The 22,320-nt window shown below is 59.2% G+C and carries 24 protein-coding genes and 1 pseudogene; 9 read left to right on the plus strand and 16 right to left on the minus strand.

The window, feature by feature from the left end; genetic code table 11:
• Positions 1-35: 35 nt before the first annotated feature.
• Complete coding sequence (gene glpK, locus KSS97_RS07240) at positions 36-1,541, minus strand: glycerol kinase GlpK (protein ID WP_030140769.1); 1,506 nt, start codon at positions 1,539-1,541, stop codon at positions 36-38.
• A 76-nt stretch (positions 1,542-1,617) separates the two neighbouring features.
• Positions 1,618-2,469 (minus strand): MIP/aquaporin family protein, encoded by an 852-nt coding sequence (locus tag KSS97_RS07245; RefSeq protein WP_030140768.1) that lies wholly within the window; start codon positions 2,467-2,469, stop codon positions 1,618-1,620.
• A gap of 314 nt (positions 2,470-2,783) precedes the next feature.
• On the opposite strand from KSS97_RS07245, the gene ybaK reads away from it, so the two are divergent.
• Together ybaK and KSS97_RS07255 are read left to right on the plus strand one after the other, a co-directional pair.
• Entirely contained in the window at positions 2,784-3,254 is a 471-nt protein-coding gene (ybaK, locus tag KSS97_RS07250) for a Cys-tRNA(Pro) deacylase (RefSeq protein ID WP_030140767.1), read from the plus strand.
• Between the two features lie 184 nt (positions 3,255-3,438).
• Complete coding sequence (locus tag KSS97_RS07255; protein ID WP_030140766.1) at positions 3,439-4,221, plus strand: PhzF family phenazine biosynthesis protein; 783 nt, start codon at positions 3,439-3,441, stop codon at positions 4,219-4,221.
• Between the two features lie 105 nt (positions 4,222-4,326).
• On the opposite strand, the gene KSS97_RS07260 is transcribed toward KSS97_RS07255, so the two are convergent.
• Together KSS97_RS07260 and argF are read right to left on the minus strand one after the other, a co-directional pair.
• The gene (locus tag KSS97_RS07260; RefSeq protein ID WP_030140765.1) at positions 4,327-5,433 is read right to left on the minus strand and encodes an ABC transporter ATP-binding protein; all 1,107 of its coding nucleotides are present in this window, start codon (positions 5,431-5,433) and stop codon (positions 4,327-4,329) included.
• Entirely contained in the window at positions 5,430-6,350 is a 921-nt protein-coding gene (gene argF, locus KSS97_RS07265) for an ornithine carbamoyltransferase (RefSeq protein WP_030140764.1), read from the minus strand. The genes KSS97_RS07260 and argF overlap by 4 nt, the downstream gene beginning before the upstream one ends.
• Before the next feature lie 402 nt (positions 6,351-6,752).
• Between argF and plzR the strand changes: the two genes are divergently transcribed.
• From plzR to grxD, 3 genes are all read left to right on the plus strand, one after another.
• Positions 6,753-7,040: a PlzR type 4 pili assembly inhibitor gene (gene plzR, locus KSS97_RS07270; RefSeq protein ID WP_030140763.1), complete on the plus strand. Its 288-nt coding sequence runs from the start codon at positions 6,753-6,755 to the stop codon at positions 7,038-7,040.
• 131 nt (positions 7,041-7,171) lie between these two features.
• Positions 7,172-9,280, plus strand: a complete 2,109-nt coding sequence (locus KSS97_RS07275) for a molybdopterin oxidoreductase family protein (RefSeq protein WP_217861385.1) — start codon at positions 7,172-7,174, stop codon at positions 9,278-9,280.
• Positions 9,281-9,379: 99 nt separating this feature from the next.
• Positions 9,380-9,721, plus strand: a complete 342-nt coding sequence (gene grxD, locus KSS97_RS07280) for a Grx4 family monothiol glutaredoxin (RefSeq protein ID WP_030140761.1) — start codon at positions 9,380-9,382, stop codon at positions 9,719-9,721.
• Between the two features lie 137 nt (positions 9,722-9,858).
• On the opposite strand, the gene bfr is transcribed toward grxD, so the two are convergent.
• Together bfr and KSS97_RS07290 are read right to left on the minus strand one after the other, a co-directional pair.
• Entirely contained in the window at positions 9,859-10,332 is a 474-nt protein-coding gene (bfr, locus tag KSS97_RS07285; protein WP_003178701.1) for a bacterioferritin, read from the minus strand.
• Positions 10,333-10,531: 199 nt separating this feature from the next.
• A complete protein-coding gene (locus KSS97_RS07290) occupies positions 10,532-10,750 on the minus strand; it encodes a bacterioferritin-associated ferredoxin (protein WP_003178704.1) in 219 nt (72 codons plus the stop codon).
• Between the two features lie 305 nt (positions 10,751-11,055).
• Here KSS97_RS07290 and KSS97_RS07295 point away from each other — a divergent pair, with 305 nt between their 5' ends.
• Entirely contained in the window at positions 11,056-11,658 is a 603-nt protein-coding gene (locus KSS97_RS07295; protein ID WP_030140760.1) for a peroxiredoxin, read from the plus strand.
• A 214-nt stretch (positions 11,659-11,872) separates the two neighbouring features.
• On the opposite strand, the gene rnt is transcribed toward KSS97_RS07295, so the two are convergent.
• Together rnt and pyrC are read right to left on the minus strand one after the other, a co-directional pair.
• On the minus strand, positions 11,873-12,550 hold the full coding sequence (gene rnt / locus KSS97_RS07300; RefSeq protein ID WP_030142532.1) for a ribonuclease T: 678 nt from the start codon (positions 12,548-12,550) through the stop codon (positions 11,873-11,875).
• A complete protein-coding gene (pyrC, locus tag KSS97_RS07305; protein ID WP_030142531.1) occupies positions 12,547-13,593 on the minus strand; it encodes a dihydroorotase in 1,047 nt (348 codons plus the stop codon). Before pyrC ends, rnt begins: the two co-directional genes overlap by 4 nt.
• 187 nt (positions 13,594-13,780) lie before the next feature.
• On the opposite strand from pyrC, the gene KSS97_RS07310 reads away from it, so the two are divergent.
• A complete protein-coding gene (locus tag KSS97_RS07310) occupies positions 13,781-14,782 on the plus strand; it encodes a flagellar protein MotY (RefSeq protein ID WP_217861386.1) in 1,002 nt (333 codons plus the stop codon).
• 128 nt (positions 14,783-14,910) lie between these two features.
• Positions 14,911-16,128, plus strand: a complete 1,218-nt coding sequence (locus KSS97_RS07315) for an argininosuccinate synthase (RefSeq protein ID WP_024779511.1) — start codon at positions 14,911-14,913, stop codon at positions 16,126-16,128.
• Positions 16,129-16,277: 149 nt separating this feature from the next.
• On the opposite strand, the pseudogene KSS97_RS07320 reads toward KSS97_RS07315, so the two are convergent.
• A pseudogene (locus KSS97_RS07320) lies at positions 16,278-16,535 on the minus strand (hypothetical protein); the annotation flags it as partial.
• A 478-nt stretch (positions 16,536-17,013) separates the two neighbouring features.
• On the opposite strand from KSS97_RS07320, the gene KSS97_RS07325 reads away from it, so the two are divergent.
• Positions 17,014-17,640, plus strand: a complete 627-nt coding sequence (locus KSS97_RS07325) for a response regulator transcription factor (protein WP_030142528.1) — start codon at positions 17,014-17,016, stop codon at positions 17,638-17,640.
• A gap of 54 nt (positions 17,641-17,694) precedes the next feature.
• On the opposite strand, the gene KSS97_RS07330 is transcribed toward KSS97_RS07325, so the two are convergent.
• From KSS97_RS07330 to KSS97_RS07360, 7 genes are all read right to left on the minus strand, one after another.
• Complete coding sequence (locus tag KSS97_RS07330) at positions 17,695-17,877, minus strand: PA3496 family putative envelope integrity protein (RefSeq protein WP_030142527.1); 183 nt, start codon at positions 17,875-17,877, stop codon at positions 17,695-17,697.
• Between the two features lie 107 nt (positions 17,878-17,984).
• Positions 17,985-18,623, minus strand: a complete 639-nt coding sequence (gene nth / locus KSS97_RS07335; RefSeq protein ID WP_030142526.1) for an endonuclease III — start codon at positions 18,621-18,623, stop codon at positions 17,985-17,987.
• The gene (locus tag KSS97_RS07340) at positions 18,620-19,150 is read right to left on the minus strand and encodes an Rnf-Nqr domain containing protein (RefSeq protein WP_217861387.1); all 531 of its coding nucleotides are present in this window, start codon (positions 19,148-19,150) and stop codon (positions 18,620-18,622) included. Before KSS97_RS07340 ends, nth begins: the two co-directional genes overlap by 4 nt.
• On the minus strand, positions 19,143-19,754 hold the full coding sequence (locus KSS97_RS07345; protein WP_198797944.1) for an RnfABCDGE type electron transport complex subunit G: 612 nt from the start codon (positions 19,752-19,754) through the stop codon (positions 19,143-19,145). The genes KSS97_RS07340 and KSS97_RS07345 overlap by 8 nt, the downstream gene beginning before the upstream one ends.
• Positions 19,751-20,737, minus strand: coding sequence for an RnfABCDGE type electron transport complex subunit D (locus tag KSS97_RS07350; RefSeq protein WP_198797943.1), 987 nt, complete (start codon positions 20,735-20,737; stop codon positions 19,751-19,753). The genes KSS97_RS07345 and KSS97_RS07350 overlap by 4 nt, the downstream gene beginning before the upstream one ends.
• On the minus strand, positions 20,724-21,734 hold the full coding sequence (rsxB, locus tag KSS97_RS07355; protein ID WP_198797942.1) for an electron transport complex subunit RsxB: 1,011 nt from the start codon (positions 21,732-21,734) through the stop codon (positions 20,724-20,726). Before rsxB ends, KSS97_RS07350 begins: the two co-directional genes overlap by 14 nt.
• Entirely contained in the window at positions 21,731-22,303 is a 573-nt protein-coding gene (locus tag KSS97_RS07360) for an Rnf-Nqr domain containing protein (RefSeq protein WP_217861388.1), read from the minus strand. Before KSS97_RS07360 ends, rsxB begins: the two co-directional genes overlap by 4 nt.
• Positions 22,304-22,320: the final 17 nt, after the last annotated feature.

Here is a 22,320-nt window from a genome sequence, read left to right on the forward strand (position 1 = left end):
CGCCCTCCCGACCAGTTTCAGAATTTTATCGGGCCTTATTCAGCGTCTTCGTGAGGTTCCCAGTCGCGGGTGCGGCTGACGGCTTTTTTCCAACCGGCGTAGAGTTTTTCCTTCGCTTGTTCATCCAGTTGCGGTTCGAATTCGCGCTCGATGACTGCCTTGCCGCGCAACTCTTCCAGGCTGCCCCAGAAACCGCACGCCAGGCCGGCCAGGTACGCAGCGCCAAGGGCCGTGGTTTCGCGCATCTTCGGGCGTTCGACGTGAGTGCCGAGGATATCGGCCTGGAATTGCATCAGGAAATTGTTGGCCACCGCGCCGCCATCCACGCGCAGGGATTTGAGGCGTTCGCCGGCGTCTTGCTGCATGGCGTCAAGCAAGTCGCGGGTCTGGTAGGCGATGGATTCCAGCGTGGCGCGAATGATGTGATCGACTCGCACGCCACGGGTCAGGCCGAACAGTGCGCCGCGGGCGTAGGGGTCCCAATACGGTGCGCCCAGGCCGGTAAAGGCCGGCACCAGGTAGACGCCGTTGCTGTCCTTGACCTTGTTGGCGAAGTATTCGGTGTCGAGGGCATCGTTGATGATTTTCAGCTCGTCGCGTAGCCATTGCACGGTGGAGCCACCATTGAACACCGCGCCTTCCAGGGCGTAGGCCACTTCGCCGCGAGGGCCGCAGGCGATGGTGGTGAGCATGCCGTGGTTGGATTTGACGGCCTTGTTGCCGGTGTTCATCAACAAGAAGCAGCCGGTGCCGTAGGTGTTTTTTGCCTGGCCCGGCTCCACGCACATCTGGCCGAAGAGGGCGGCCTGCTGGTCGCCGGCAATGCCGCCGATGGCGATGCCACTTTTGGTACGACCGTAGATCTCGGAGGAGGATTTGACTTGCGGCAACATCTCTCGAGGGATGTTGAGGATGTCGAGCATCTTCGCATCCCACTCCAGCGTGTGGATATTGAAGAGCATGGTGCGCGAGGCGTTGGTGTAGTCGGTGACATGGACCTTGCCGCCAGTGAATTTCCAGATCAGCCAGCTATCCACGGTGCCAAACAGCAGTTCGCCGTTGCGCGCTCGCTCACGGCTGCCCTCGACGTGGTCGAGGATCCATTTGAGCTTGGTGCCGGAGAAATACGGATCGGTGACCAGGCCGGTGGCTTCGCTGATGTATTGCTCGTGGCCGTCACGCTTGAGTTGCTGGCAGATCTCGGTGCTGCGTCGGCATTGCCAGACGATGGCGTTGTAGATCGGGCGCCCGGTGTTCTTGTCCCAGACCACGGTGGTTTCGCGCTGGTTGGTAATGCCGATGGCGGCGACTTGGTCGTGATGCAGGCCGGCCTGGGCCAACGCCTCTACCATGACTGCGCTCTGGGTAGCGAAGATCTCCATCGGATCATGTTCGACCCAGCCAGGCTGCGGATAATGCTGGACGAATTCCCGTTGGGCGGTACCGACCACGTTCGCGTCACGGTCGAAAATAATCGCACGTGAGCTGGTCGTGCCCTGGTCGAGGGCAATGATGTAGTTCTTATTCTCAATGTCGGTCATGTCGATTGCCTTGGGACGTAAATAAGGGGTGGAGCCATGGGGCGCGCAGTGAGGGGCAGGCGGCGCACCCGTTGTTTCATGACGTTCTGGGTTTGCCGTCGATGGCAGATCCTGCATCCTTTCCCGTAGCCAAGGGGCTTGGCAAGTGGCGCGCGATCAAGCCGCGGTACGCGGCGGCGCCCAGGCATGCCCCGACAATCGGCGCAAAGATCGGCACCAGGAAGTACGGAATGTCGCGTCCGCCAGTGAGGGAAATTTCACCCCAGCCAGTAAGGAAAGTCATCAGTTTAGGACCGAAGTCTCGCGCTGGATTCATTGCGAAGCCCGTCAAGGGGCCCATCGAGCTGCCGATCACCGCGATCAACAGGCCGATCAGCAGCGGTGCCAGCGGCCCTCGGGGCAAGCCATTGTTGTCATCGGTGAGGGACATGATCACGCCCATCAGGATAGCGGTAATGATCACCTCCACCAGGAACGCCTGGCCAGTGGATAGCGCGGAGTGAGGGTAGGTGGAGAATACCGAAGCCAGCTCGAGGCTCGCTTCTGTGCCACGAATCATATGACGGGACTGTTCGAAATCGAAGAAAAGGTTGCTGTACAGCGTATAGACCAGCAGCGCGCCGCAAAAAGCGCCGGCCACTTGGCAAATGATATAGAAGGGCAGTTTACGTTTTTCGAAGTCAGTGAAGAGGCTCAGGGCGATGCTGACGGCGGGGTTCAGGTGCGCGCCGGAAATGCCAGCGCTGAGGTAGATCGCCATGCTGACACCGACGCCCCAGATAATGCTGATTTCCCATAGTCCGAAGCTTGCACCCGCGACCTTGAGCGCCGCAACGCAACCCGTGCCGAAGAATATCAGCAGGGCCGTCCCCAGGAATTCTGCCAGGCACTGGCTGGAGAGGGACGGTTGTTCTAAAGCAGTAGCCATTCAAACCTCAATTCTTTTTCTTGTCTTGCGCCGCCGATAAACCTGGTTGCGCGTTCTTCGCCAGGGGACCTGATGTTCAGACTGCCCTCGGGTTGTTTCTTGAGACACGTGTTTCTGCTTTCAGTTTCGAAAAAATATAGACAAGAAACGCTGCTGTCAAAGGTCGAAAGTGAACCGTTGGTCACATTTGGATTATTCGTGCTGTGAATGATTCTTTGGCGCAGGGCGTCTTGACACTGGAAGCAATGTCCTCAAAGCCTTTTGCTCGCTGATCGCATAGAATTTTGCCATTCGTTTCCCTGTAAGGAATGGTCATGACCCCTGCGTTGGATCTGCTTAAGAAAGTGCGCGCCGAACATCGCATTCATAGCTACGAACACGATCCCAAGGCCGCGTCTTATGGCTTGGAGGCGGCGGAAAAGCTCGGACTGGACCCGGCGCAGGTGTTCAAGACCTTGCTGGCGGCCAGCGAAAAAGGCGAGCTGCTGGTGGCCGTGGTGCCAGTGGTGGGGAGCCTGGACCTGAAAGCACTGGCTCATGCTGCCGGGGTGAAGAAAGTCGAGATGGCCGACCCGTCCGCCGCACAGCGCTCGACCGGCTATTTGCTGGGGGGCATCAGCCCTTTGGGACAGAAAAAGCGCCTGCGCACGTTTATCGACAGTTCCGCGCAGCCGCTCACCCAAATGTTCGTCAGCGCGGGGAGGCGTGGCCTGGAAGTCGAATTGGCGCCTGAGGTATTGGCGGAGCATACCGGGGCGAAGTTTGCTGATATTGGACGTGCCTGACTGAAGGTTTGTAGCAACTGCGCCACCCGGCAGGAGCACGCGCCTCACAATGGAGGGAGTCTTCAAGGCTGAAAGGATGTCGGATTTTTTATGCGCTGTAGGGCGAAAATTCTGCGGATCTGTCACTGGTTAAACGGTGCCGTGACCGATCATGCTCGCGCATCAATAAAAAAGGAGAAGTGCCATGCAGCTTGCGTTTCATCAGGTCGATGCGTTCAGTGACCGGCCTTTCGGCGGTAACCCTGCGATGGTCTATCGCCTCGATGCCTGGCTCGCCGATGAGTTGATGCAGAAAATAGCCGCTGAACACAACCTGGCTGAGACCGCGTTCCTGGTGCGAGAGAACCAGCAATGGCACATTCGCTGGTTTACCCCAACCACTGAAGTTCCGTTGTGTGGTCATGCCACGCTGGCCAGCGCCTATGTGTTGTTCGAGATATATAAAGAAGCTTCGGAGCGACTGGATTTCATCTGTAAATCCGGTGCCCTGAGCGTGACCCGGGAAGGTGATCGGCTGTGGTTGGATTTTCCGGCCATCGTGCCCGTTGAATTGGGCGCGTCACTGGCGGTCCAGAATGCCTTGGGTGTCGAGGCGGTGGACGTGCTGAGCTCGAACGAACTGTTCGTGGTGTTGGAATCGGAACAGGCTGTCCTTGAATGCAAGCCGGACATGACGGCCCTGGCGAAACTGCCGTGGCCGGGCGCGATCGTTACCGCACCGGGAAGCAAGCACGATTTTGTCTCGCGTTATTTTGCTCCGGCGATTGGTATCAACGAGGACCCGGTGACCGGATCGACCCATTGCAGCCTCATTCCATACTGGTCCAAACGCCTGAGCAAGCTGGGGCTGACGGCTTATCAATGCTCGGCCAGGGGCGGGGCGTTGTTTTGTCGGTTGGAAGGCGAGCGAGTGAAGATCGGCGGCAATGCGACGTTGGTGGCCAGCGGGACGTTGTCGCTGGGCTAATGCCCGATACATCTGGTAGGAGCTGTCGAGCGAAGCGAGGCTGCGATCTTTTTCAGGCCCACTGAATCAAACAGAAGATCAAAAGATCGCAGCCTTCGGCAGCGCCTACACAGTGCTGAACCGCCGCACACCGCTTTCCACCGGCGGCAAGTGTGCCGCCGTGCTACCCGAGGCCTGGAACAGCACCAAGTGCTCGGCCGCCACGCGAATACCGACAGTGGCGCCGACCAGATGGTCGGCATGGCTCGGGAAGATCGATTCCAGTTGCGCACCCGTCGGCAATTGCAGGCGATACAAGGTTGAAGCGCCCTGGAAGGTCTTGCCGACGATGGTGGCCGTCAGCGGGCTGTCTGGCGCGTAGACGATGTCGTCAGGGCGCAGCAACACATCCACGGCACAGCCAACCGGCCAGGTGTAGGCCCGGTTGCCGCGCAGTGCGCCCAATTCTGTTTGCACCGATTCCGGGCTATCCAGCTGTCCCCGGATGAAATAGCCCTGGCCAATGAAGCTGGCGACATAGGCCGTGAGTGGTTCGTGATAGAGGTTGTAAGGCGTGTCCCACTGTTCCAGGCGACCTTCCCTGAACACGCCGACATGATCACTCACGGCAAACGCTTCTTCCTGATCGTGGGTGACCAGGATCGCACTGGTGCCCCGGGCCTTGAGAATGTCCCGGACTTCATGGCTGAGCTTGCGTCGCAGCTCGCCGTCCAGATTGGAGAAGGGTTCGTCGAGCAGCAGCAATTGCGGTTCGGGCGCCAGTGCCCGGGCGAGTGCGACGCGTTGTTGCTGGCCTCCGGAGAGTTCATGGGGGAAGCGTTTCCCCAGGTTCTTCAGGTTGACCAGTTCCAGCAGTTCGTCGACCACGCGGTCCTTTTCAGGGTGCTTGCGGATACCAAACGCCAGGTTCTCGGCGACGCTCAAATGCGGGAACAGCGCGTAATCCTGGAACACCATGCCGATGCGGCGTTTTTCCGGTGCCAGGGTAAAACCCGCGCGGGAGATGGTTTCCCCGGCCAACTGGATCTCGCCTTCGTGTACGGGCTCGAACCCGGCGATGGCCCGCAAGGTCGTGGTCTTGCCGCATCCGGACGAGCCGAGCAGGCAACCGATGTCGCCCGCATTGAGGTGCAGGTTGAGGTTTTGTACGACCCGCTGGTCCTGGTAGCCGCAGGCCAGGTTTTGCAGGTTCAGCAGCAATGAATGGCTCATGCGTGGTGGTACGCCGGCTCGACCAGGAATTCCAGCAGGGCTTTCTGCGCATGGAGACGGTTTTCCGCCTGGTCCCAAGCCACGGAGCGCGGGTCATCCAGCAAGTCGAGGCTGATCTCTTCGCCACGGTGGGCTGGCAGGCAATGCATGAACAGCACCTCGGCGTCCGCCAGGTCGAGCAGGGCGCGGTTGACTTGCAGCGGGGCAAACAGCTTCAGGCGCTTGGCGGTTTCCTCTTCCTGTCCCATGGATATCCAGACGTCGGTGCTCACCAGGTGCGCACCGGCCACGGCCAGCTTCGGATCACGCACGATGGACACCCGGTCACCGGCCTTGGCGAGCAGTTCGGTATTGGGGTCATAACCTTCGGGGCAGGCAATACGCAACTGGAAGTCGAATTGCATCGCTGCTTCTATATAGCTGTTGCACATGTTGTTGCCGTCACCGACCCAGGCCACGGTCTTGCCTTGGATGGAGCCGCGGTGCTCGAGGAATGTCTGCATGTCGGCAAGCAGTTGGCAAGGGTGCAGGTCATCGGACAAGCCGTTGATCACCGGCACGCGGGAGTGGGCCGCGAACTCTGTCAGGGTGCTGTGTGCAAAAGTACGGATCATCATGACGTCGAGCATGCTCGACATGACGATGGCGCAATCGCTGATCGGCTCGCCACGGCCCAACTGTGTGTCGCGGGGCGAGAGGAAGATCGCCTGGCCACCGAGTTGGATCATGCCGGCCTCAAATGAAATGCGCGTGCGGGTCGATGACTTCTCGAAAATCATCCCCAGCACACGGTTTTTCAAGGGCTCGAACAGTACGCCGCGCTTACGCAGGTCCTTGAGCTCCACGCCTCGACGGATGACGCCGAGCAACTCTTCGGGCGTGAAATCCATCAAGGAGAGAAAGTGCCTTGCGCTCATGATTGACTACCTTTTTGTTACTGACCGCAGATGCTCAAAGCCTTGTTTAACGAAAAAACGGGCGAGACCTGCGGCAAAAGCCGCACGGGGCGACGAAAATAGGGGAAGGCGCGATATTGACATTAAATGTCGCGTCTTACCAATAGGGCTACGGTTTTAAGGGATTTCAGCGAAGCCATCACAGAGTTGCAATGGCATGGTCGAGGCCGGTTTCCTGACAGCAGCGACCCATTTGTACACTGGCGTCGAGTCCCTTGGCAATCAAGCTGGGCGGGTGGCTGTCTATCTGGCGAGCGATTGTGGAGGCCAGTCTTTGGCGCGCCTGTCTGTTGTCTGACGTGAAATATTTCCTAATGCAGGGGGCTGGGTTATAAATGAATCCCGAGATGCAGGAGCCCCGAAATGGATTTGAAAGAGCAACAACTGATGGAATTGCTGGGGCTGACGGCACGCTCCCTGACGCACCTCACCGCTTCGGTGACGTCCATGTCATTCGAATTGTTGCGCAGTGATGACGAAGTGACCAAGGCCGCTGGCCGGCGAATGATCGACCGCATGGCCACCATCAGCAGTGGGCTCGACGAACATTGGCGATTGATCGGCGAATTGACCGGGGTGCCCATCGCCCAGGAGCAGGTGGAGACCATCGAGGAAATCCAGTTGCTGGCGCCGCCGCCCGAACAGCCCTGACGCCGCTTCATCGGCGGGCCTGATGCCCGGCGATTCACGGGACGAACGTCGCTGGCGCTGTGGAGGATCACGGGCCATAGTTTTGCTCCCGCGGCCAACAATGCCCGCCACGAATAAAACAGAGACTGGCCATGACCAAGACTCTTCACCACCGTGCGTGCCACCTGTGCGAGGCCATCTGCGGCCTGACCCTCGAAACCACTGAAACAGAAGGCCAGGGCCTGGCGATCACTTCGATCAAGGGCGATCCGCTGGACAGTTTCAGCCGTGGCCACATCTGCCCCAAGGCCGTGGCCCTGCAGGACATCCAGAACGATCCGGACCGGTTGCGCCAGCCGATGCGGCGGGTCGGCAGCGAGTGGCAGCCGATTGCCTGGGAAGAAGCCTTCGCATTGGTGGCTGATCGCCTCGCGAGCATTCAAGAGCGTCACGGCCAGAACGCGGTGGCGGTCTACCAGGGTAATCCCAGCGTGCACAATTATGGGCTGATGACCCACAGCAATTATTTCCTGGGCCTGTTGAAGACCCGCAGCCGCTTCTCGGCGACCTCGGTGGACCAGTTGCCCCATCACCTCACCAGCCATCTGATGTATGGGCATGGTTTGCTCCTGCCCATCCCGGACATCGACCACACCGACTTCATGTTGATCCTGGGCGGTAATCCGCTGGCCTCCAATGGCAGCATCATGACCGTACCGGACGTGGAGAAGCGCCTGAAGGCGATCCAGGCCCGTGGCGGCCAGGTTGTGGTGGTTGATCCTCGGCGCAGCGAGACAGCGGCCATCGCCAACCAGCACATCTTCGTACGTCCTGGTGGCGACGCCGCGCTGCTGTTTGGCTTGCTCAACACACTGTTCAGCGAAGGCTTGACCCGCGACAGCCATTTACCGGTGGATGGCCTCGACGAAGTGCGCCAGGCCGTTGCAACCTTTACCGCCGAGGCGATGAGCCCTCTCTGTGCCGTTCCGGCCGCAAAGATCCGTCAGTTGGCCCGGGATTTCGCCGCCGCGCCGTCGGCGGTGTGTTACGGGCGGATGGGGGTTTCAACCCAGGCTTTCGGCACGCTGTGCCATTGGCTGATCCAACTGATCAACCTGGTCACCGGCAACCTCGATCGGGTGGGCGGTGCGCTGTGCACCGAGCCGGCGGTTGACCTGGTGGCGACCACCTCGGGCGGCCATTTCAATCGCTGGCAAAGCCGGGTATCCGGGCGCCCCGAATATGCTGGCGAGCTGCCCGTCTCGGCCCTTGCCGAAGAAATGCTCACCGAGGGCGAAGGACAGATCCGCGCACTGGTGACCGTGGCCGGCAATCCGGTCTTGTCCACGCCCAACGGGCGACAGCTCGAACAGGCGTTGGACGGACTTGAGTTCATGGTCAGCATTGACCTGTACATCAACGAGACCACGCGCTACGCCGACTTGATCCTGCCATCGACTTCAGCGTTGGAAAACGATCATTACGACACCACCTTCAATCTGTTCGCGGTGCGCAACGTTACTCGTTTCAACCGAGCGATCCTGCCCAAGCCCGAAGGTGCATTGCACGATTGGGAGATCTTCGTTGGCCTGGCAAAAGCCTTTGCTGGCCGGACTGGCAAGGAACTCAAGCCGACCATGCCGCCCGCGCAGATGATCGATTTCGGCCTGCGGGCGGGTGCGTACGGGGATGCATCGCCGCACAAATTATCCCTGGCGACGCTGTTCGATCATCCCCACGGCATCGATCTCGGTGCGCTCAAGCCCAACCTGGCTTCCCGGTTGAAAACCGAAAACGGTCGGGTACAGGCGGCGCCAGCGGTGATCCTCGCCGACCTGGCACGTTTTGCCGCGTTGCCGCCGCCAGCGTCCGACGAGCTATTGATGATTGGCCGTCGTCATGTGCGCAGCAACAATTCCTGGATGCATAATTTTCATCGGCTGGTGAAAGGCAAGCCGCGCCACCAGTTGCTGATGCACCCGGACGATCTTGCCAGCCGAGGCCTTGTCGATGGGCAGCGGGTGAAGGTCAGTTCTCGCGTAGGCATGATTGAAGTGGAAGTGCAGGGCAGCCAGGACATGATGAAAGGCGTGGTCAGCCTGCCACACGGCTGGGGCCACGCCCGCCCGGGTGTACAGATGACCATCGCCAGCGGGCAACCCGGTTCCAGTGCCAACGACCTGACGGATGACTGTCAGCTTGATGAGCTGTCCGGGAATGCGGCGCTCAACGGGGTTCCGGTGAAGGTCGCGGCTGCGTAAAATTGTCCCTGGGGCGGACCGAGCAGGGTGCTCGGCTTTCCGTTACAATGCGCCACCGTGTCGACATCTGTAGTCGCAAAGTTCAAGCCGAGGTGCTCCGTGGATATCATCGAAACGATCAAAGACCAGATTGCCAACAACACTATCCTGCTTTACATGAAAGGCTCGCCGAATGCCCCGCAATGCGGCTTCTCGGCCAAGGCTGCTCAGGCGGTGATGGCGTGTGGCGAGAAGTTCGCCTACGTGGACATCCTGCAGAACCCGGAAATCCGCGCCAACCTGCCAAAGTACGCCAACTGGCCAACCTTCCCACAGCTGTGGGTGGGTGGTGAGCTGATCGGTGGTAGCGACATCATGACCGAGATGGCGGCTGACGGTTCTCTGCAAACCACGATCAAGGCAGCTGTTGAAGCAGCAGCGGCGAACAAGTCCGAAGCCTGATCATGAGGTTCTGTTCATTACCCCGGTTGTGGTGAACACGAACCCTTGTGGATTTCAGTGGTTTGAAATTCGGGCAACAAAAAGCCCCGCGCCTCGAAAAAGGGCGGGGCTTTTTAGTGGCTTGCTTCTGGGGAAGCTTATTCTTCGCCCATCTGCGATTGCAGGTAGTTCTCAAGACCCACTTTGTCGATCAGGCCCAGTTGGGTTTCCAGCCAGTCGATGTGTTCTTCTTCGGATTCGAGAATATCTTCGAGCAGTTCGCGGCTGCCGAAGTCGCCGACGCTTTCGCAGTGGGCGATGGCTGCTTTGAGGTCGGCGTGGCCAGTGCGTTCGATACGCAGGTCGCATTCAAGCATTTCGCGGGTATGTTCACCGATGTGCAGCTTGCCAAGATCCTGGACGTTTGGCAGGCCCTCGAGGAACAGGATTCGCTTGATCAGCTTGTCCGCGTGTTTCATCTCGTCGATGGATTCGTGGTACTCGTGCTTGCCCAGCTTGTTCAGGCCCCAATCTTCATACATGCGCGCATGCAGGAAGTATTGATTGATCGCGACCAGCTCATTGGCGAGGATCTTGTTGAGATGCTGGATGACTGTGATGTCGCCTTTCATGGTAACGGCCTGCCCTGTAATAGCTGTGTATAAGGCAGAGTTTGAGCCGCGCATTTACCGGTGTCAAACCTAAGTATTTGAATAATAAATGAAAATTAATCGGAATAAGAATGTTTGAGTTCCGCGTCTGGCACCTAACCATTTGATTTACAGGCATAAAAAAACCGGACATTGAGTCCGGTTCTTCAAAAAGCTGGATTTATGCGGCAGTAAATTCTACCGGATAAGGGATCGAGGCCTGGGCGGTCTGTACTTTGGCGAGGGTTTCACGCACCACTTCCTTGGCGAGGCAGGCGCATTTACCGCATTGGCTGGCTACGCCGGTGGCCTGGCGGACTTCGCGATAGCTGCAGCAACCTTCATAGATCGCTTCGCGGATTTGCCCGTCGGTGACGCCAGTGCAGAGGCATACATACATAAGTGAGAACCGTCGCTGGTTGTGACTCAATTGAGACGGATCTTAATGTTAACGAGAATGATTGTCAAAATGGTTTCTAGGACTCTTTCATCACCTTTGCTTCGGGCTGACGAACGGTTTTCGGTTGGAGAGTCGATCATGCGCAACAGATTTTCGATGCCGTGGAAAAACCGTTGAGGACAGTCCAAACGTGCGGTGTATGATGGTCGGTCCTTGCGAACCGGGTTCGTGTCACAGGGCTGTCGCCTGGAGGTGGCAGGCTGGCGCGGACCTTGTTTTCACGTTACTACACCAGGAGATATCCAATGAGCGTACTCGTAGGCAAACAAGCCCCTGACTTCACCGTTCCCGCCGTCCTCGGCAACGGCGAAATCGTCGACAGCTTCACCCTGTCCTCGGCCATCAAAGGCAAATACGGCCTGGTGTTCTTCTACCCGCTGGACTTCACCTTCGTCTGCCCGTCCGAGTTGATCGCCCTGGATCACCGTATGGACGACTTCAAGGCGCGCAACGTGGAAGTGATCGCTGTTTCGATCGACTCGCATTTCACCCACAACGCCTGGCGCAACACCGCTATCAACGCCGGTGGTATCGGCCCGGTGAAATACACCATGGCTGCCGACATGAAGCACGAAATCGCCAAGGCCTACGACGTTGAGTCCGAAGGCGGCGTGGCCTTCCGTGGCGCGTTCCTGATCGACGACAAAGGTGTCGTTCGTTCGCAGATCATCAACGACCTGCCGCTGGGCCGTAACATGGAAGAGCTGATCCGCCTGGTCGACGCCCTGCAATTCCACGAAGAGCACGGCGAAGTCTGCCCGGCCAACTGGAAAAAAGGCGACAAGGGTATGACTGCATCGCCTGAAGGCGTAGCCGCTTACCTGGGTGAGCACGGCGACAAGCTGTAAGCACAACCGCGGCATAAAAAAACCGGCCCTCGATGGGCCGGTTTTTTTATGGGTGGCTGAATACATACTGTGGCGAGGGGATTTATCCCCGCTGGACTGCGCAGCAGTCCCAAAAAGGTGAGTCCGCCACACCCAGTTGGCAGGTTTGGGGCCGCTTCGCGACCCAGCGGGGATAAATCCCCTCGCCACAAAAAGAGCTAAGCCTAGCTCTATATCAGTCGTCGAAATCCTGCCAGCCACCCATCTCCTTCCACCGGTTGACGATGCCGCAAAACAGCTCGGCGGTCTTTTCGGTGTCGTAGCGGGCCGAGTGGGCTTCGCGGCCATCGAAATCGATGTCGGCCGCCTGACAGGCCTTGGCCAATACCGTCTGGCCGTATGCCAGGCCCGCCAGGGTCGCGGTGTCGAAGCTGGAGAACGGGTGAAACGGATTGCGCTTCATGTCCAGGCGTGCAACGGCGGCGTTGAGGAAGCCCAGGTCGAAGCTGCTGTTATGACCGACCAGGATCGCTCGCTTGCAACCGTTGGCTTTCAGCGCCTTGCGCACGCCACGGAAGATGTCGGTCAGGGCGGTTTCTTCGCTGACCGCCATGCGCAACGGATGATCGAGCTTGATCCCGGTGAACTCCAGGGCGGCTGCTTCAACGTTGGCGCCTTCGAACGGTTCGACCCGGAAGAAATAGGTGTGGTCGGGGAAGACAAAGCCTTTCTCGTCCATGCCAATGGTCGTCGCGGCGATTTCCAGCAGCGCATCGGTGGCTGAGTTGAAACCACCGGTTTCTACGTCGACCACAACCGGCAGATAACCCCGGAAGCGGGCAGCCATGGGGTGGCGAGGGCCGCCCGAGCCGCCATTGCCGTCCAGTTCGTCGTCGAAATGATCTTCACTCACGCGTTTTCCTCCAGCAGGCGCCAGCGCAGTTTTTCACCGGCGCGCAGCGGGATGACAGTCTGCTCGCCAAACGGCAGGCTGGCAGGGGCGGTCCACTCGTCGCGGACCAGGGTAATACGATCGGTGTTCACCGGCAGCCCATAGAAGCGTGGGCCGTGCAGGCTGGCGAAGCCTTCGAGCTTGTCCAGGGCGTTGCGCTGCTCGAACGCCTCGGCGTACATCTCGATGGCGGCGTAGGCGGTGTAGCAGCCGGCGCAACCGCAGGCCGCTTCCTTGGCGTGCTGGGCGTGGGGTGCCGAGTCGGTGCCGAGGAAAAACTTGGCGCTGCCGCTGGTGGCCGCGTCCAGCAAGGCTTCCTGATGGGTGTTGCGCTTGAGGATCGGCAGGCAATAGAAGTGTGGCCGGATCCCGCCCACCAACATGTGGTTGCGGTTGTACAGCAGGTGATGGGCGGTGATGGTTGCGCCAACGTTGGCCGGGGCCTCGTTGACGAACTGCACGGCATCGCCCGTGGTGATGTGCTCGAACACAACCTTGAGGGTCGGGAAACGCTCGACGACGCGGCGCATGTGCTCGTCGATGAAGATTTTCTCGCGGTCGAACACATCGACATCGCCCCGGGTCACTTCGCCGTGGATCAACAACGGCATGCCGACTTCGGCCATCGCCTCCAGCGCCGGGAAGATCTTGTCGATGCTGGTGACGCCGGAATCCGAATTGGTCGTAGCGCCGGCCGGGTACAACTTGGCCGCGTGCACGAAACCGCTGGCCTTGGCCTCGCGTATTTCCTCGGGTTGGGTGCGGTCGGTGAGGTAAAGCACCATCAGCGGTTCGAAGCGGCTGCCGGCCGGGCGCGCGGCCAGGATGCGCTGGCGATAGCCATCGGCCTCGGCGGCGTTGCGCACGGGCGGAACCAGGTTGGGCATGATGATGGCGCGGCCAAAAGTGCGCGCGACATCGGCGACGGTATGGGTCAACACAGCACCATCGCGAAGATGAATATGCCAGTCGTCGGGACGCAGCAGGGTCAGGCGGTCGGACATGGGGGGCTTCCAGGCGGGTAAATCTCCGGGGAATGCTACCGGAAAAGACTGATCCGGGCACCCGCTATCAAGTTTTGCCGCAAGTTACCGATAGCCCCTTCAGGTGTGCCGCGATTTTGTGCCTTGTCTCGGCCAAACGGCATGCCCAGCGTTTTCGATTTCCGTATAAAAGCCAGTGGAGCCTCCCGTGCGCCAGCGTTATCTAGCCTTGCTCAGTGTGTTTGCCAGCCTTCCTGCGATGGCGCTCACTTTCCAGACCCGTCTGGAGAGCATTGAGTGGACGGTCGAAGGTGACAAGTTCGAGTGCCGGCTGAGTCAGCCGATCACCGATTTTGGCAGCGGCGAATTCGTGCGCAAGGCGGGCGAGCAGGCTACGTTCCGGCTCAAGGCGTATAACCCGATGCTCGGTGGTGGCTCCGCGACGTTGTTGGCGGCTGCGGCGCCGTGGCAGCCGGGACGGGGCGACATCAATCTGGGCTCGGTCCGGATCGGCAGTGGCGACGTGTTGTTCAATAGCTCCCAAATACAGGCGGGCCGTCTGATCAGCGGGCTGATGGAGGGACGCAGTCCGGTGATTCGACGCAATACCGAGGATGGGCGCGTATCCGAAGTCCGGCTGCTGCCTGTGCGCTTTAACAAGGCGTTCAACGATTACCAGGGCTGTGTAGCGAAACTGTTGCCGAAGAACTTCGAGCAGATCAAGCAGATCCAGATCGGTTTTCCGGGCGAGGGGGTTGAGCTCGACGCCCAGGCCAAGGCCCAGTTGCAGGTCATGCTCGACTTCATCAAGGCTGACCCGAGCGTCAATCATGTCGAGCTTGACGGCCATTCCGACAACAGCGGCAATCGTCTGACCAACCGGGAGTTGTCACGTCGTCGTGCGCTGGCGGTCATGGATTTCTTCAAGGCCAACGGTTTCCAGGAGTCCCAATTTACCGTGCGTTTCCACGGCGAGCGCTATCCGCTGGTTCCCAACACCAACGCAGCCAATCGGGCCAAGAATCGCCGTGTCGTCGTTCAGCTCGAGCGTGTAGCGGCTACCCAGGCCCCGGCTCCTCAGCCACCAACAGCCGCGCCAGCGCCAGCTACTCCTGCCGTGGCGCCCGCTGCTGCGCCGGGCAAGGCACCGACGCCGGTTGCTCCGGCCAAGACGGCTGCGCCTGCCGCGGCAACTGCACGCACTTCCTGACCCCGTCCTGATCGTCGCTCAATCGACATAATCTGTCGCTTCGTCGTCATAAGCTGTCGCGCCTCTGTAAATTATCCGCGCTGGACGTTAGACTTCCCGGCTTTCCGTACAACCCGTGGAGTGATGGCATGGCGGACGTAAACAAGGTCGTTCTGGCGTATTCCGGCGGCCTGGACACTTCGGTGATCCTCAAGTGGCTGCAGGACACTTATAACTGCGAAGTGGTGACCTTCACCGCGGACCTGGGGCAGGGCGAAGAAGTCGAGCCTGCACGCGCCAAGGCCCAGGCCATGGGCGTCAAAGAAATCTACATCGATGACCTGCGCGAAGAGTTCGTCCGTGACTTCGTGTTCCCGATGTTCCGCGCCAACACCGTTTACGAAGGCGAGTATCTGCTAGGTACCTCCATCGCCCGTCCGCTGATTGCCAAGCGCCTGATCGAAATCGCCAACGAAACCGGCGCTGACGCCATTTCCCATGGCGCCACCGGTAAAGGTAACGACCAGGTGCGTTTCGAACTGGGTGCCTATGCCCTCAAGCCCGGCGTGAAAGTCATCGCCCCGTGGCGTGAGTGGGACCTGCTGTCCCGTGAAAAACTGATGGACTACGCCGAGAAGCATGCGATTCCGATCGAGCGCCACGGCAAGAAGAAATCGCCGTACTCGATGGATGCCAACCTGCTGCACATCTCCTATGAAGGCGGCGTGCTGGAAGACACCTGGACCGAGCACGAAGAAGACATGTGGCGCTGGACCGTCTCCCCTGAGAAGGCTCCTGATACCCCGCAATACCTGGAACTGACCTACCGCAACGGTGACATCGTCGCGCTGGACGGCGTGGAAATGAGCCCGGCCACCGTGCTCGCGACCCTGAACCGTATCGGCGGCGAGCATGGCATCGGTCGCCTGGACATCGTCGAGAACCGTTATGTCGGCATGAAGTCCCGTGGCTGCTACGAAACCCCAGGCGGCACCATCATGCTGCGCGCTCACCGGGCGATCGAATCGATCACCCTGGATCGCGAAGTGGCTCACTTGAAGGACGAGTTGATGCCCAAGTACGCCAGCCTGATCTACACCGGCTACTGGTGGAGCCCGGAGCGTCTGATGCTGCAACAGATGATCGATGCCTCCCAGGTCAACGTGAACGGTGTCGTGCGCCTGAAGTTGTACAAGGGCAACGTGATCGTGACCGGGCGCAAGTCCGACGATTCGCTGTTCGATGCCAACATCGCGACCTTCGAAGAAGACGGCGGTGCCTACAACCAGGCCGACGCGGCCGGTTTCATCAAGCTCAACGCCTTGCGTATGCGTATCGCGGCGAACAAGGGTCGCAAGCTGTTCTGATCTGATCCGGTTCAATGAAAAACGGCCTGCCATGAGCAGGCCGTTTTTTTGTCCGTCGAACAGGGTCACGGTTTTCTTCTCCGACGAAGACGCATCAAATGACGCTGGTTTTTCCTCCCTCGACGTAATGCATGGCCGCGTCGGCCGGCGGAGCCGTTCGTGGTCTTTTTGAGGTGTTTGCTTTTATGAAGGTCCGAAGGGGTATACAGAGAACGGTAATTAAAGTTGAGTGTGAGAAAAAACAGCAGCGACAAGTAAAAAGGAAAACCGATCAGGAACCAGATATAGCATTCACGATCTTCATCATCCAGGAAGGGCAAGGCTATCGCTGCGGATGTTTCTGATAACGTTGCCAGTATGGCAATCAACGTCATGGGGTTGGTAATGGTTCTTTGAGTGGTGTTCATAATAAGTGCTCATGGATAATTTTATGCTCGGTGATTGAAGTTTTAATCGAATGGGTTTGATGTGTTGGCTCTAAACAAAACAGCCTGGCCAAAAAAGCGCAATGATGTCTTTTAAGTCGAGGGTGTTGAGCCATTCTTTTTATACAGAAGCTGATTCGATTGAGTGAGATTTTTACCGTTTGTCTATAAATAAATCAGTTACTTTTTATGAATATGTTGTCGATGTGAACTGAAATGTGTTTTGTTGTGCAGGAAAGGTCGCGTCATTCATAGGAGGGTCGGTGCGTCAGATTCGCCGCTTCGATTTTTTCGGAAAATTCATGCCACATTATTTTGCGGATTATTTGTAGGAATTTTCTGTGATGTTTGTAGGTTATGTCTTTCGCTGCGAGCGCTCAGGGGGAGCGGCATGCCAAGGGAAAATGACTAGGCTATTGTGCATGCTCTAAAAATTCGAACAGCGAAATTGGATTTGCCCATGAATAAAGTGCTGATCGTGGATGATCACCCCGTCATTCGTCTTGCTGTACGTTTACTAATGGAGCGTCATGGATATGAAGTTATCGCCGAAACGGATAATGGCGTTGATGCATTACAGATTGCCCGGGAACAAATGCCCGATATCGTTATCCTGGATATTGGAATTCCGAAGTTGGATGGGTTGGAAGTCATCGCACGCCTGACCGTCAATCCTTCACCCTTGAAAGTATTGGTATTGACGTCCCAGGCTCCCGGGCATTTTTCGATGCGTTGCATGCAGACGGGGGCAGCGGGCTATGTTTGCAAACAACAGGACCTGACCGAGTTGTTAAGTGCAATAAAGGCCGTGCTGTCGGGTTACAGTTACTTTCCCAACCAGGCGCTGCACACGGTACGTTCAAGTCTTGGCAATGCCAGTGAGTCCGAGATGGTGAACCGTTTGTCCGGGAGAGAAATGATGGTCCTGCAGCAACTGGCTCGCGGAAAAACCAATAAGGAAATAGCGGACGCGATGTTCCTGAGCAACAAGACCGTCAGCACCTACAAGACCCGCCTGTTGTTGAAACTCAACGCCCGCTCGCTGGTCGACCTGATCGAATTGGCCCAGCGAAATGGATTGGTCTGAGTTCAGGGCCACAGGCACACGGTAAAAAGCCTCCACCAGGGAGGCTTTTACGTGTCAGAGGTCAAAATCGTAATCGGCCAGTTGCTTCTGCAAGCGACGCTCTTCCAGGAGGTTATCGATGGTGCGGCGTTTGCTCAGGTTGGTTTTTGCCACTTCCACCACCACCGGTTCCGCGTCGTCAGCCTCAACGGCGATGAAATCGTCTTCTACATCCAGTTGTTCTTTGCCAGTACTCATGGGTTCGGCTCCAGGCTAAGACTGCCATTCGCGCTCCTTATAGCGATAAACCACCGGCGGGTAAAAAAGATTTTTTCAATCGACGGATAAACAAAAGCAATAGCGCATCAATCGTCGGATGTCTTGTGCTTGTACTCGCACAGGTCTTCGATCCGGCAGCTCCCGCAACGGGGCTTGCGCGCCAGGCAGACGTAACGTCCATGCAGGATCAGCCAATGATGGGAATCCAGGAGGTATTCCTTGGGAACGAATTTCATCAGCTTCTTTTCCACTTCTACTACGTCCTTGCCCGGGGCCAGTCCAGTTCGGTTACTGACGCGGAAAATGTGCGTGTCGACTGCCATCGTCAATTGCCGGAAAGCGGTATTGAGCACCACGTTCGCAGTCTTGCGGCCGACGCCCGGAAGGGCTTCCAGCTCTTCGCGGGTCTGGGGGATCTCGCCGCCGTGGCGCTCGATCAGCAGGCGACAGGTCTCGATCACGTTTTTTGCCTTGCTGTTGAACAGCCCGATGGTCTTGATGTATTCGGACAGCCCTTCGACGCCCAGGGCATGGATCGCTTGTGGCGTATTGGCCACAGGAAACAATTTGGCCGTAGCCTTGTTGACGCCAACATCGGTGGATTGGGCCGACAGAATTACCGCGATCAGCAGCTCGAACGGAGAGGAGTAGGCCAGTTCGGTCTTCGGCTCCGGGTTGTCTTCATGAAAGCGACGAAATATTTCCAGGCGTTTTGCGGCGTTCATGGGCGCGGCTTTTCCTCTAGGGGTGAACGGGGCGGAGTGGAAGTCCAAGCTTGGTAGGCGGCGAGCAACAGGCCGAGCAGGATGAATCCGCCGGGGACGAGCAGGGCCAATGGGACGCCTGCGCCGATCATCTCGCGCAGAGCGCCCAGGCTGGTGATCAGCAGGCCGAATTGTCCCGCCAGCCTGAGATAAGCAAGCATGCGGGTCTCGACGACTGTCAGGCGTTCCAGTGTCACGCAGCTCAGCGCGATCCATCCGATATACAAACTCAACGCGTCGTGCCGTTCCAACATCCAGGCTTGTGCCAGCAAGTCTGCGCAAGCGGTCATTGTGGCTGCCAGGACGATGGATGCGAGGAGTTGCTGGCGGACTGAGAGGCGTGTCCTTAAAAATGTCATTGCCGAGCCGTGGGCGAGGCTGATCAAAACCCAGGCAACCCATAGGGCCAGCGCATTGACCAACGAGTCGCTGGCGCCTACCAGGGGAACGAGCACGAGGCCGCGGGACCAGGACGCAGGCTTAATCATGCTCTATCGCTCCGGTCAATTGAACCGTGTGCTCGTCGAAGTAACGCAGCGCATCGTGGACCGCTTCAAGGACTGCCCGGGACGTCACCGTCGCGCCAGCCAGTTGATCGAATTGGCCCTGGTCCTTCTTCAAGGCCCAACCTTCATCCGTTGGCGCCTGGCGCGTCTTGCCCTGGAACATCTGTAGCCAGCTGTTCGGCCAACCGGCGATCGCCGCGCCCAGGCCGGGGGTTTCCGACTGGCGCAGGGTCTTCACGCCCAGCAGTCGGCCGGTGGGGTCGATGGCGACCAATAATTCGATACTGCCTTCATAACCCAGTGCCTGACTGCGCAAGAGCACAGCCGTGGGCTGGCCGCCGCGGGTCGCCAGGTAACCGTTCAGCAGCGTGCTGTGGGGCAATACCACAGGGGCTGCGACAACAGACTGCGCGAGTGGCTGGTTGTCATATTGGCCGGCTGGCAACACGTCGAGCAACGTTCTGTTGGCGATGATTTGCCGCTGGGCTTCGATGCGCGCGGTGGTATTGATCTGCACAAGGTACGTGGCGCCGATACCGAGGCCGGCCAGCAAGGTCAGGATCGCAATGCCCGCGGTTTTCTTCATGTCGGCGACCGTCTTTGCCGCGCCTCGACGAAGCGGTCCAGTGCCGGGACACCGAGGTTCATCAACAGCACCGCAAACGCCACGCCATCCGGGAAGCCGCCCCAGGTGCGAATCAGATAGACCAGCAACCCCGCGCCTGCGCCGAACAACAACCGCGCAAGCGGCGTCCTGGCCCCGGACACGGGCTCGGTCACGATAAAAAACGCGCCCAGCATGGTCGCGCCGGTCAACAGGTGAAACAGCGGCGAGCCGTGGGAGTCGGAGCCAGACCCGTTCCAGCACAACAGGCTCACAGTAAACAGGCTGACAAGCATGCCCACCGGGGCGTGCCAACTGAACACGCGTTGTTGCAGCAGAAACAGGCCGCCAGCGAGGAAGGCCAGGTTGACCCACTCGACACCACGCCCACCCCAACGACCGAACGCCGGGTCACTGGCAAACAGTTCGTCGATGGTCAGGCTTCGATTGATTTGCAGGCTGTCCAGCGCAGTGGCGCCAGCCCATCCGTCGGGTGCCTGGGCAATGCCAGCAACGTGCCGCAACCCGTCGCCCAGGCCGATGCCATGAAGCGTCGGCCATTGGCTCATGTGTTGGGGGAATGCCAACAGGACCAAGGCGTATCCCAGCATGGCCGGATTGAACGGATTGCTGCCGACCCCGCCCCACACATGTTTGCCAAACAACAAGGCGCAGGCGGTCGCTGTGACCGTCAGCCACCACGGGCTATAGGCCGGCAGGGCAACGGCCAACAAGGTGGCGCTGACCAGTGCGCTACCATCGCCCAGTGCCGGTTTGAGTGGGCGGCGTCGCAAACGCAGTACCAGCGCCTCGACCGCCAGTGCGGTGAGGCCGGACAGTAGCAGATTGAATATCACGCCCCAGCCATAAACCCACATCAAGGCCAGCACGCCCGGCAGGGTCGCCAGTAATACCCGGCCCATCGCCTGTCGCAGTCGCTCATCCAGCGGCTCAGGAAGCGGCATGGGCGGCCACCTGCCGTTCGGCGTCTTCCACGGCTTGCTCCAGCGCTTTCAATTGCTCATCCGAAGCGGAGGCGGCCCGGGCCTTGGCAAGCTCGGCGCGACGCATCGCCAGTTGGATCTTGGCCCGCTTGAGATCGGCGTCGTTTATCGGCGCAGGAGCTGGGGCAGCGGCTGGCGGCGTAGTGCTCTCCAGTTGGGCCAGCGCCTGTTCCGCCGCTTCGAACTGGCGTTGCAGGACGATCAATTGCGACTGCTGCTCGAACGTGGGCGGATGGCCGAACGCCTTCAAGGATTTGTTCAGTTGTGCCCGGCTCATGGCCAGGTCGATCTTGGCCTTCTTCAACGCGGCATCGGCACTGGCGGCTTTTTGCGCGCGCACTCGCTCCAGCGCGGCTTGCACCGGATCCAGGGGCTGGGCTTGAGCCTGAGCGTTGCGCTGGACCCGCGCCAGGCGCTCGGCCTGACGCTGCTCCTCTTCGCGACGCAGACGCGCGTTGCGCTGTTCAAAGCGCTGGCGGGCGTGGTTGCGCTTGGCGGCACGCGCTTGCAGCGCTTCGATGCTGAAGGCCAGGCCGCCGACGACCGGCAGCACGGTCTCCATCGGCAGTGGCCGCATTTCAATGCAGTCCACCGGGCAAGGCGCCACGCAGAGATCGCAGCCGGTGCATTCGTCGATGAGGACGGTGTGCATCAGTTTTGCCGCGCCGACAATCGCGTCCACCGGGCAGGCCTGGATGCATTTGGTGCAACCGATGCACTCGGCCTCACGGATAAAGGCGATCTGCGCCGGCGCTGAGCCGCGACTGGCGTCCAGTTCCAGCACGGGCACTTTCATCAGCTCGGCCAGGGCCGCGATGGTTTCATCGCCGCCGGGGGGGCATTTGTTGATCGGCTCGCCTTGTGCGATGCCTTCGGCGTAGGGCTTGCAGCCGGGATGGCCGCATTTGCCGCATTGGGTCTGCGGCAGCAGGGCGTCGATACTTTGGATCAGGTTCATGTCTTGACCAGCCCGCGTAATCCGAGGAAGGCCACCGCCATCAATCCGGCGCTGATCAACTGAATCGGCAGGCCCCGGAAGGGCAGGGGAATATCATTGTTGAAGGTACGCTGGCGCAAGTCGTCGAACAGGCTCAGCACCCACCAGAAGCCCAACCCGGCGCCCAAGCTGAAAGCCATCGCAGACCCCAGCCCCTGATCACTTCGTCCGTTGAGCAACGCGACACCGAGGACACCGGCATTGCCGAGCAACAGCGGCCACAAGCCATCGAACGGCAGTGAGGGCAGCCGGCGCGCCAGCAGGCGCAGCAACGGCGCGATCAGCAGCACGCTCAGCGGCAGCCAGGCGAATAACCGGAGCGATGTCAGGTGTGTCGGAGCCAACAGCCACGCGTCGACCATATAACCGAAGGTCCCGACCATTAGCATCAGGCACGCCGTCGCCAGACCCAAGGCGTGGACTTGGCGCCTGCCCTTGGCCTCTAGCAGCGGATCGATGCCCAGCGGCCATTGCAACACAAGGTTGTTGATCAGGGCGGCGCTGAACAGGGAGAGGAGGATGTCGGTCATGGTCCGTTGGTGACGAG

The organism is Pseudomonas alvandae (genome assembly GCF_019141525.1).
In the GTDB taxonomy this organism is placed as follows: Bacteria; Pseudomonadota; Gammaproteobacteria; order Pseudomonadales; family Pseudomonadaceae; genus Aquipseudomonas; species Aquipseudomonas alvandae.

What these genes read in the sequence shown, in the direction of transcription:
- glpK (WP_030140769.1), bottom strand. Translation starts at nt 1,541, where the DNA reads ATGACCGACATTGAGAATAAGAACTACATCATTGCCCTCGACCAGGGC.
- KSS97_RS07245 (WP_030140768.1), bottom strand. Translation starts at nt 2,469, where the DNA reads ATGGCTACTGCTTTAGAACAACCGTCCCTCTCCAGCCAGTGCCTGGCA.
- ybaK (WP_030140767.1), top strand. Translation starts at nt 2,784, where the DNA reads ATGACCCCTGCGTTGGATCTGCTTAAGAAAGTGCGCGCCGAACATCGC.
- KSS97_RS07255 (WP_030140766.1), top strand. Translation starts at nt 3,439, where the DNA reads ATGCAGCTTGCGTTTCATCAGGTCGATGCGTTCAGTGACCGGCCTTTC.
- KSS97_RS07260 (WP_030140765.1), bottom strand. Translation starts at nt 5,433, where the DNA reads ATGAGCCATTCATTGCTGCTGAACCTGCAAAACCTGGCCTGCGGCTAC.
- argF (WP_030140764.1), bottom strand. Translation starts at nt 6,350, where the DNA reads ATGAGCGCAAGGCACTTTCTCTCCTTGATGGATTTCACGCCCGAAGAG.
- plzR (WP_030140763.1), top strand. Translation starts at nt 6,753, where the DNA reads ATGGATTTGAAAGAGCAACAACTGATGGAATTGCTGGGGCTGACGGCA.
- KSS97_RS07275 (WP_217861385.1), top strand. Translation starts at nt 7,172, where the DNA reads ATGACCAAGACTCTTCACCACCGTGCGTGCCACCTGTGCGAGGCCATC.
- bfr (WP_003178701.1), bottom strand. Translation starts at nt 10,332, where the DNA reads ATGAAAGGCGACATCACAGTCATCCAGCATCTCAACAAGATCCTCGCC.
- KSS97_RS07290 (WP_003178704.1), bottom strand. Translation starts at nt 10,750, where the DNA reads ATGTATGTATGCCTCTGCACTGGCGTCACCGACGGGCAAATCCGCGAA.
- KSS97_RS07295 (WP_030140760.1), top strand. Translation starts at nt 11,056, where the DNA reads ATGAGCGTACTCGTAGGCAAACAAGCCCCTGACTTCACCGTTCCCGCC.
- pyrC (WP_030142531.1), bottom strand. Translation starts at nt 13,593, where the DNA reads ATGTCCGACCGCCTGACCCTGCTGCGTCCCGACGACTGGCATATTCAT.
- KSS97_RS07315 (WP_024779511.1), top strand. Translation starts at nt 14,911, where the DNA reads ATGGCGGACGTAAACAAGGTCGTTCTGGCGTATTCCGGCGGCCTGGAC.
- KSS97_RS07325 (WP_030142528.1), top strand. Translation starts at nt 17,014, where the DNA reads ATGAATAAAGTGCTGATCGTGGATGATCACCCCGTCATTCGTCTTGCT.
- KSS97_RS07330 (WP_030142527.1), bottom strand. Translation starts at nt 17,877, where the DNA reads ATGAGTACTGGCAAAGAACAACTGGATGTAGAAGACGATTTCATCGCC.
- nth (WP_030142526.1), bottom strand. Translation starts at nt 18,623, where the DNA reads ATGAACGCCGCAAAACGCCTGGAAATATTTCGTCGCTTTCATGAAGAC.
- KSS97_RS07340 (WP_217861387.1), bottom strand. Translation starts at nt 19,150, where the DNA reads ATGATTAAGCCTGCGTCCTGGTCCCGCGGCCTCGTGCTCGTTCCCCTG.
- KSS97_RS07345 (WP_198797944.1), bottom strand. Translation starts at nt 19,754, where the DNA reads ATGAAGAAAACCGCGGGCATTGCGATCCTGACCTTGCTGGCCGGCCTC.
- KSS97_RS07350 (WP_198797943.1), bottom strand. Translation starts at nt 20,737, where the DNA reads ATGCCGCTTCCTGAGCCGCTGGATGAGCGACTGCGACAGGCGATGGGC.
- rsxB (WP_198797942.1), bottom strand. Translation starts at nt 21,734, where the DNA reads ATGAACCTGATCCAAAGTATCGACGCCCTGCTGCCGCAGACCCAATGC.
- KSS97_RS07360 (WP_217861388.1), bottom strand. Translation starts at nt 22,303, where the DNA reads ATGACCGACATCCTCCTCTCCCTGTTCAGCGCCGCCCTGATCAACAAC.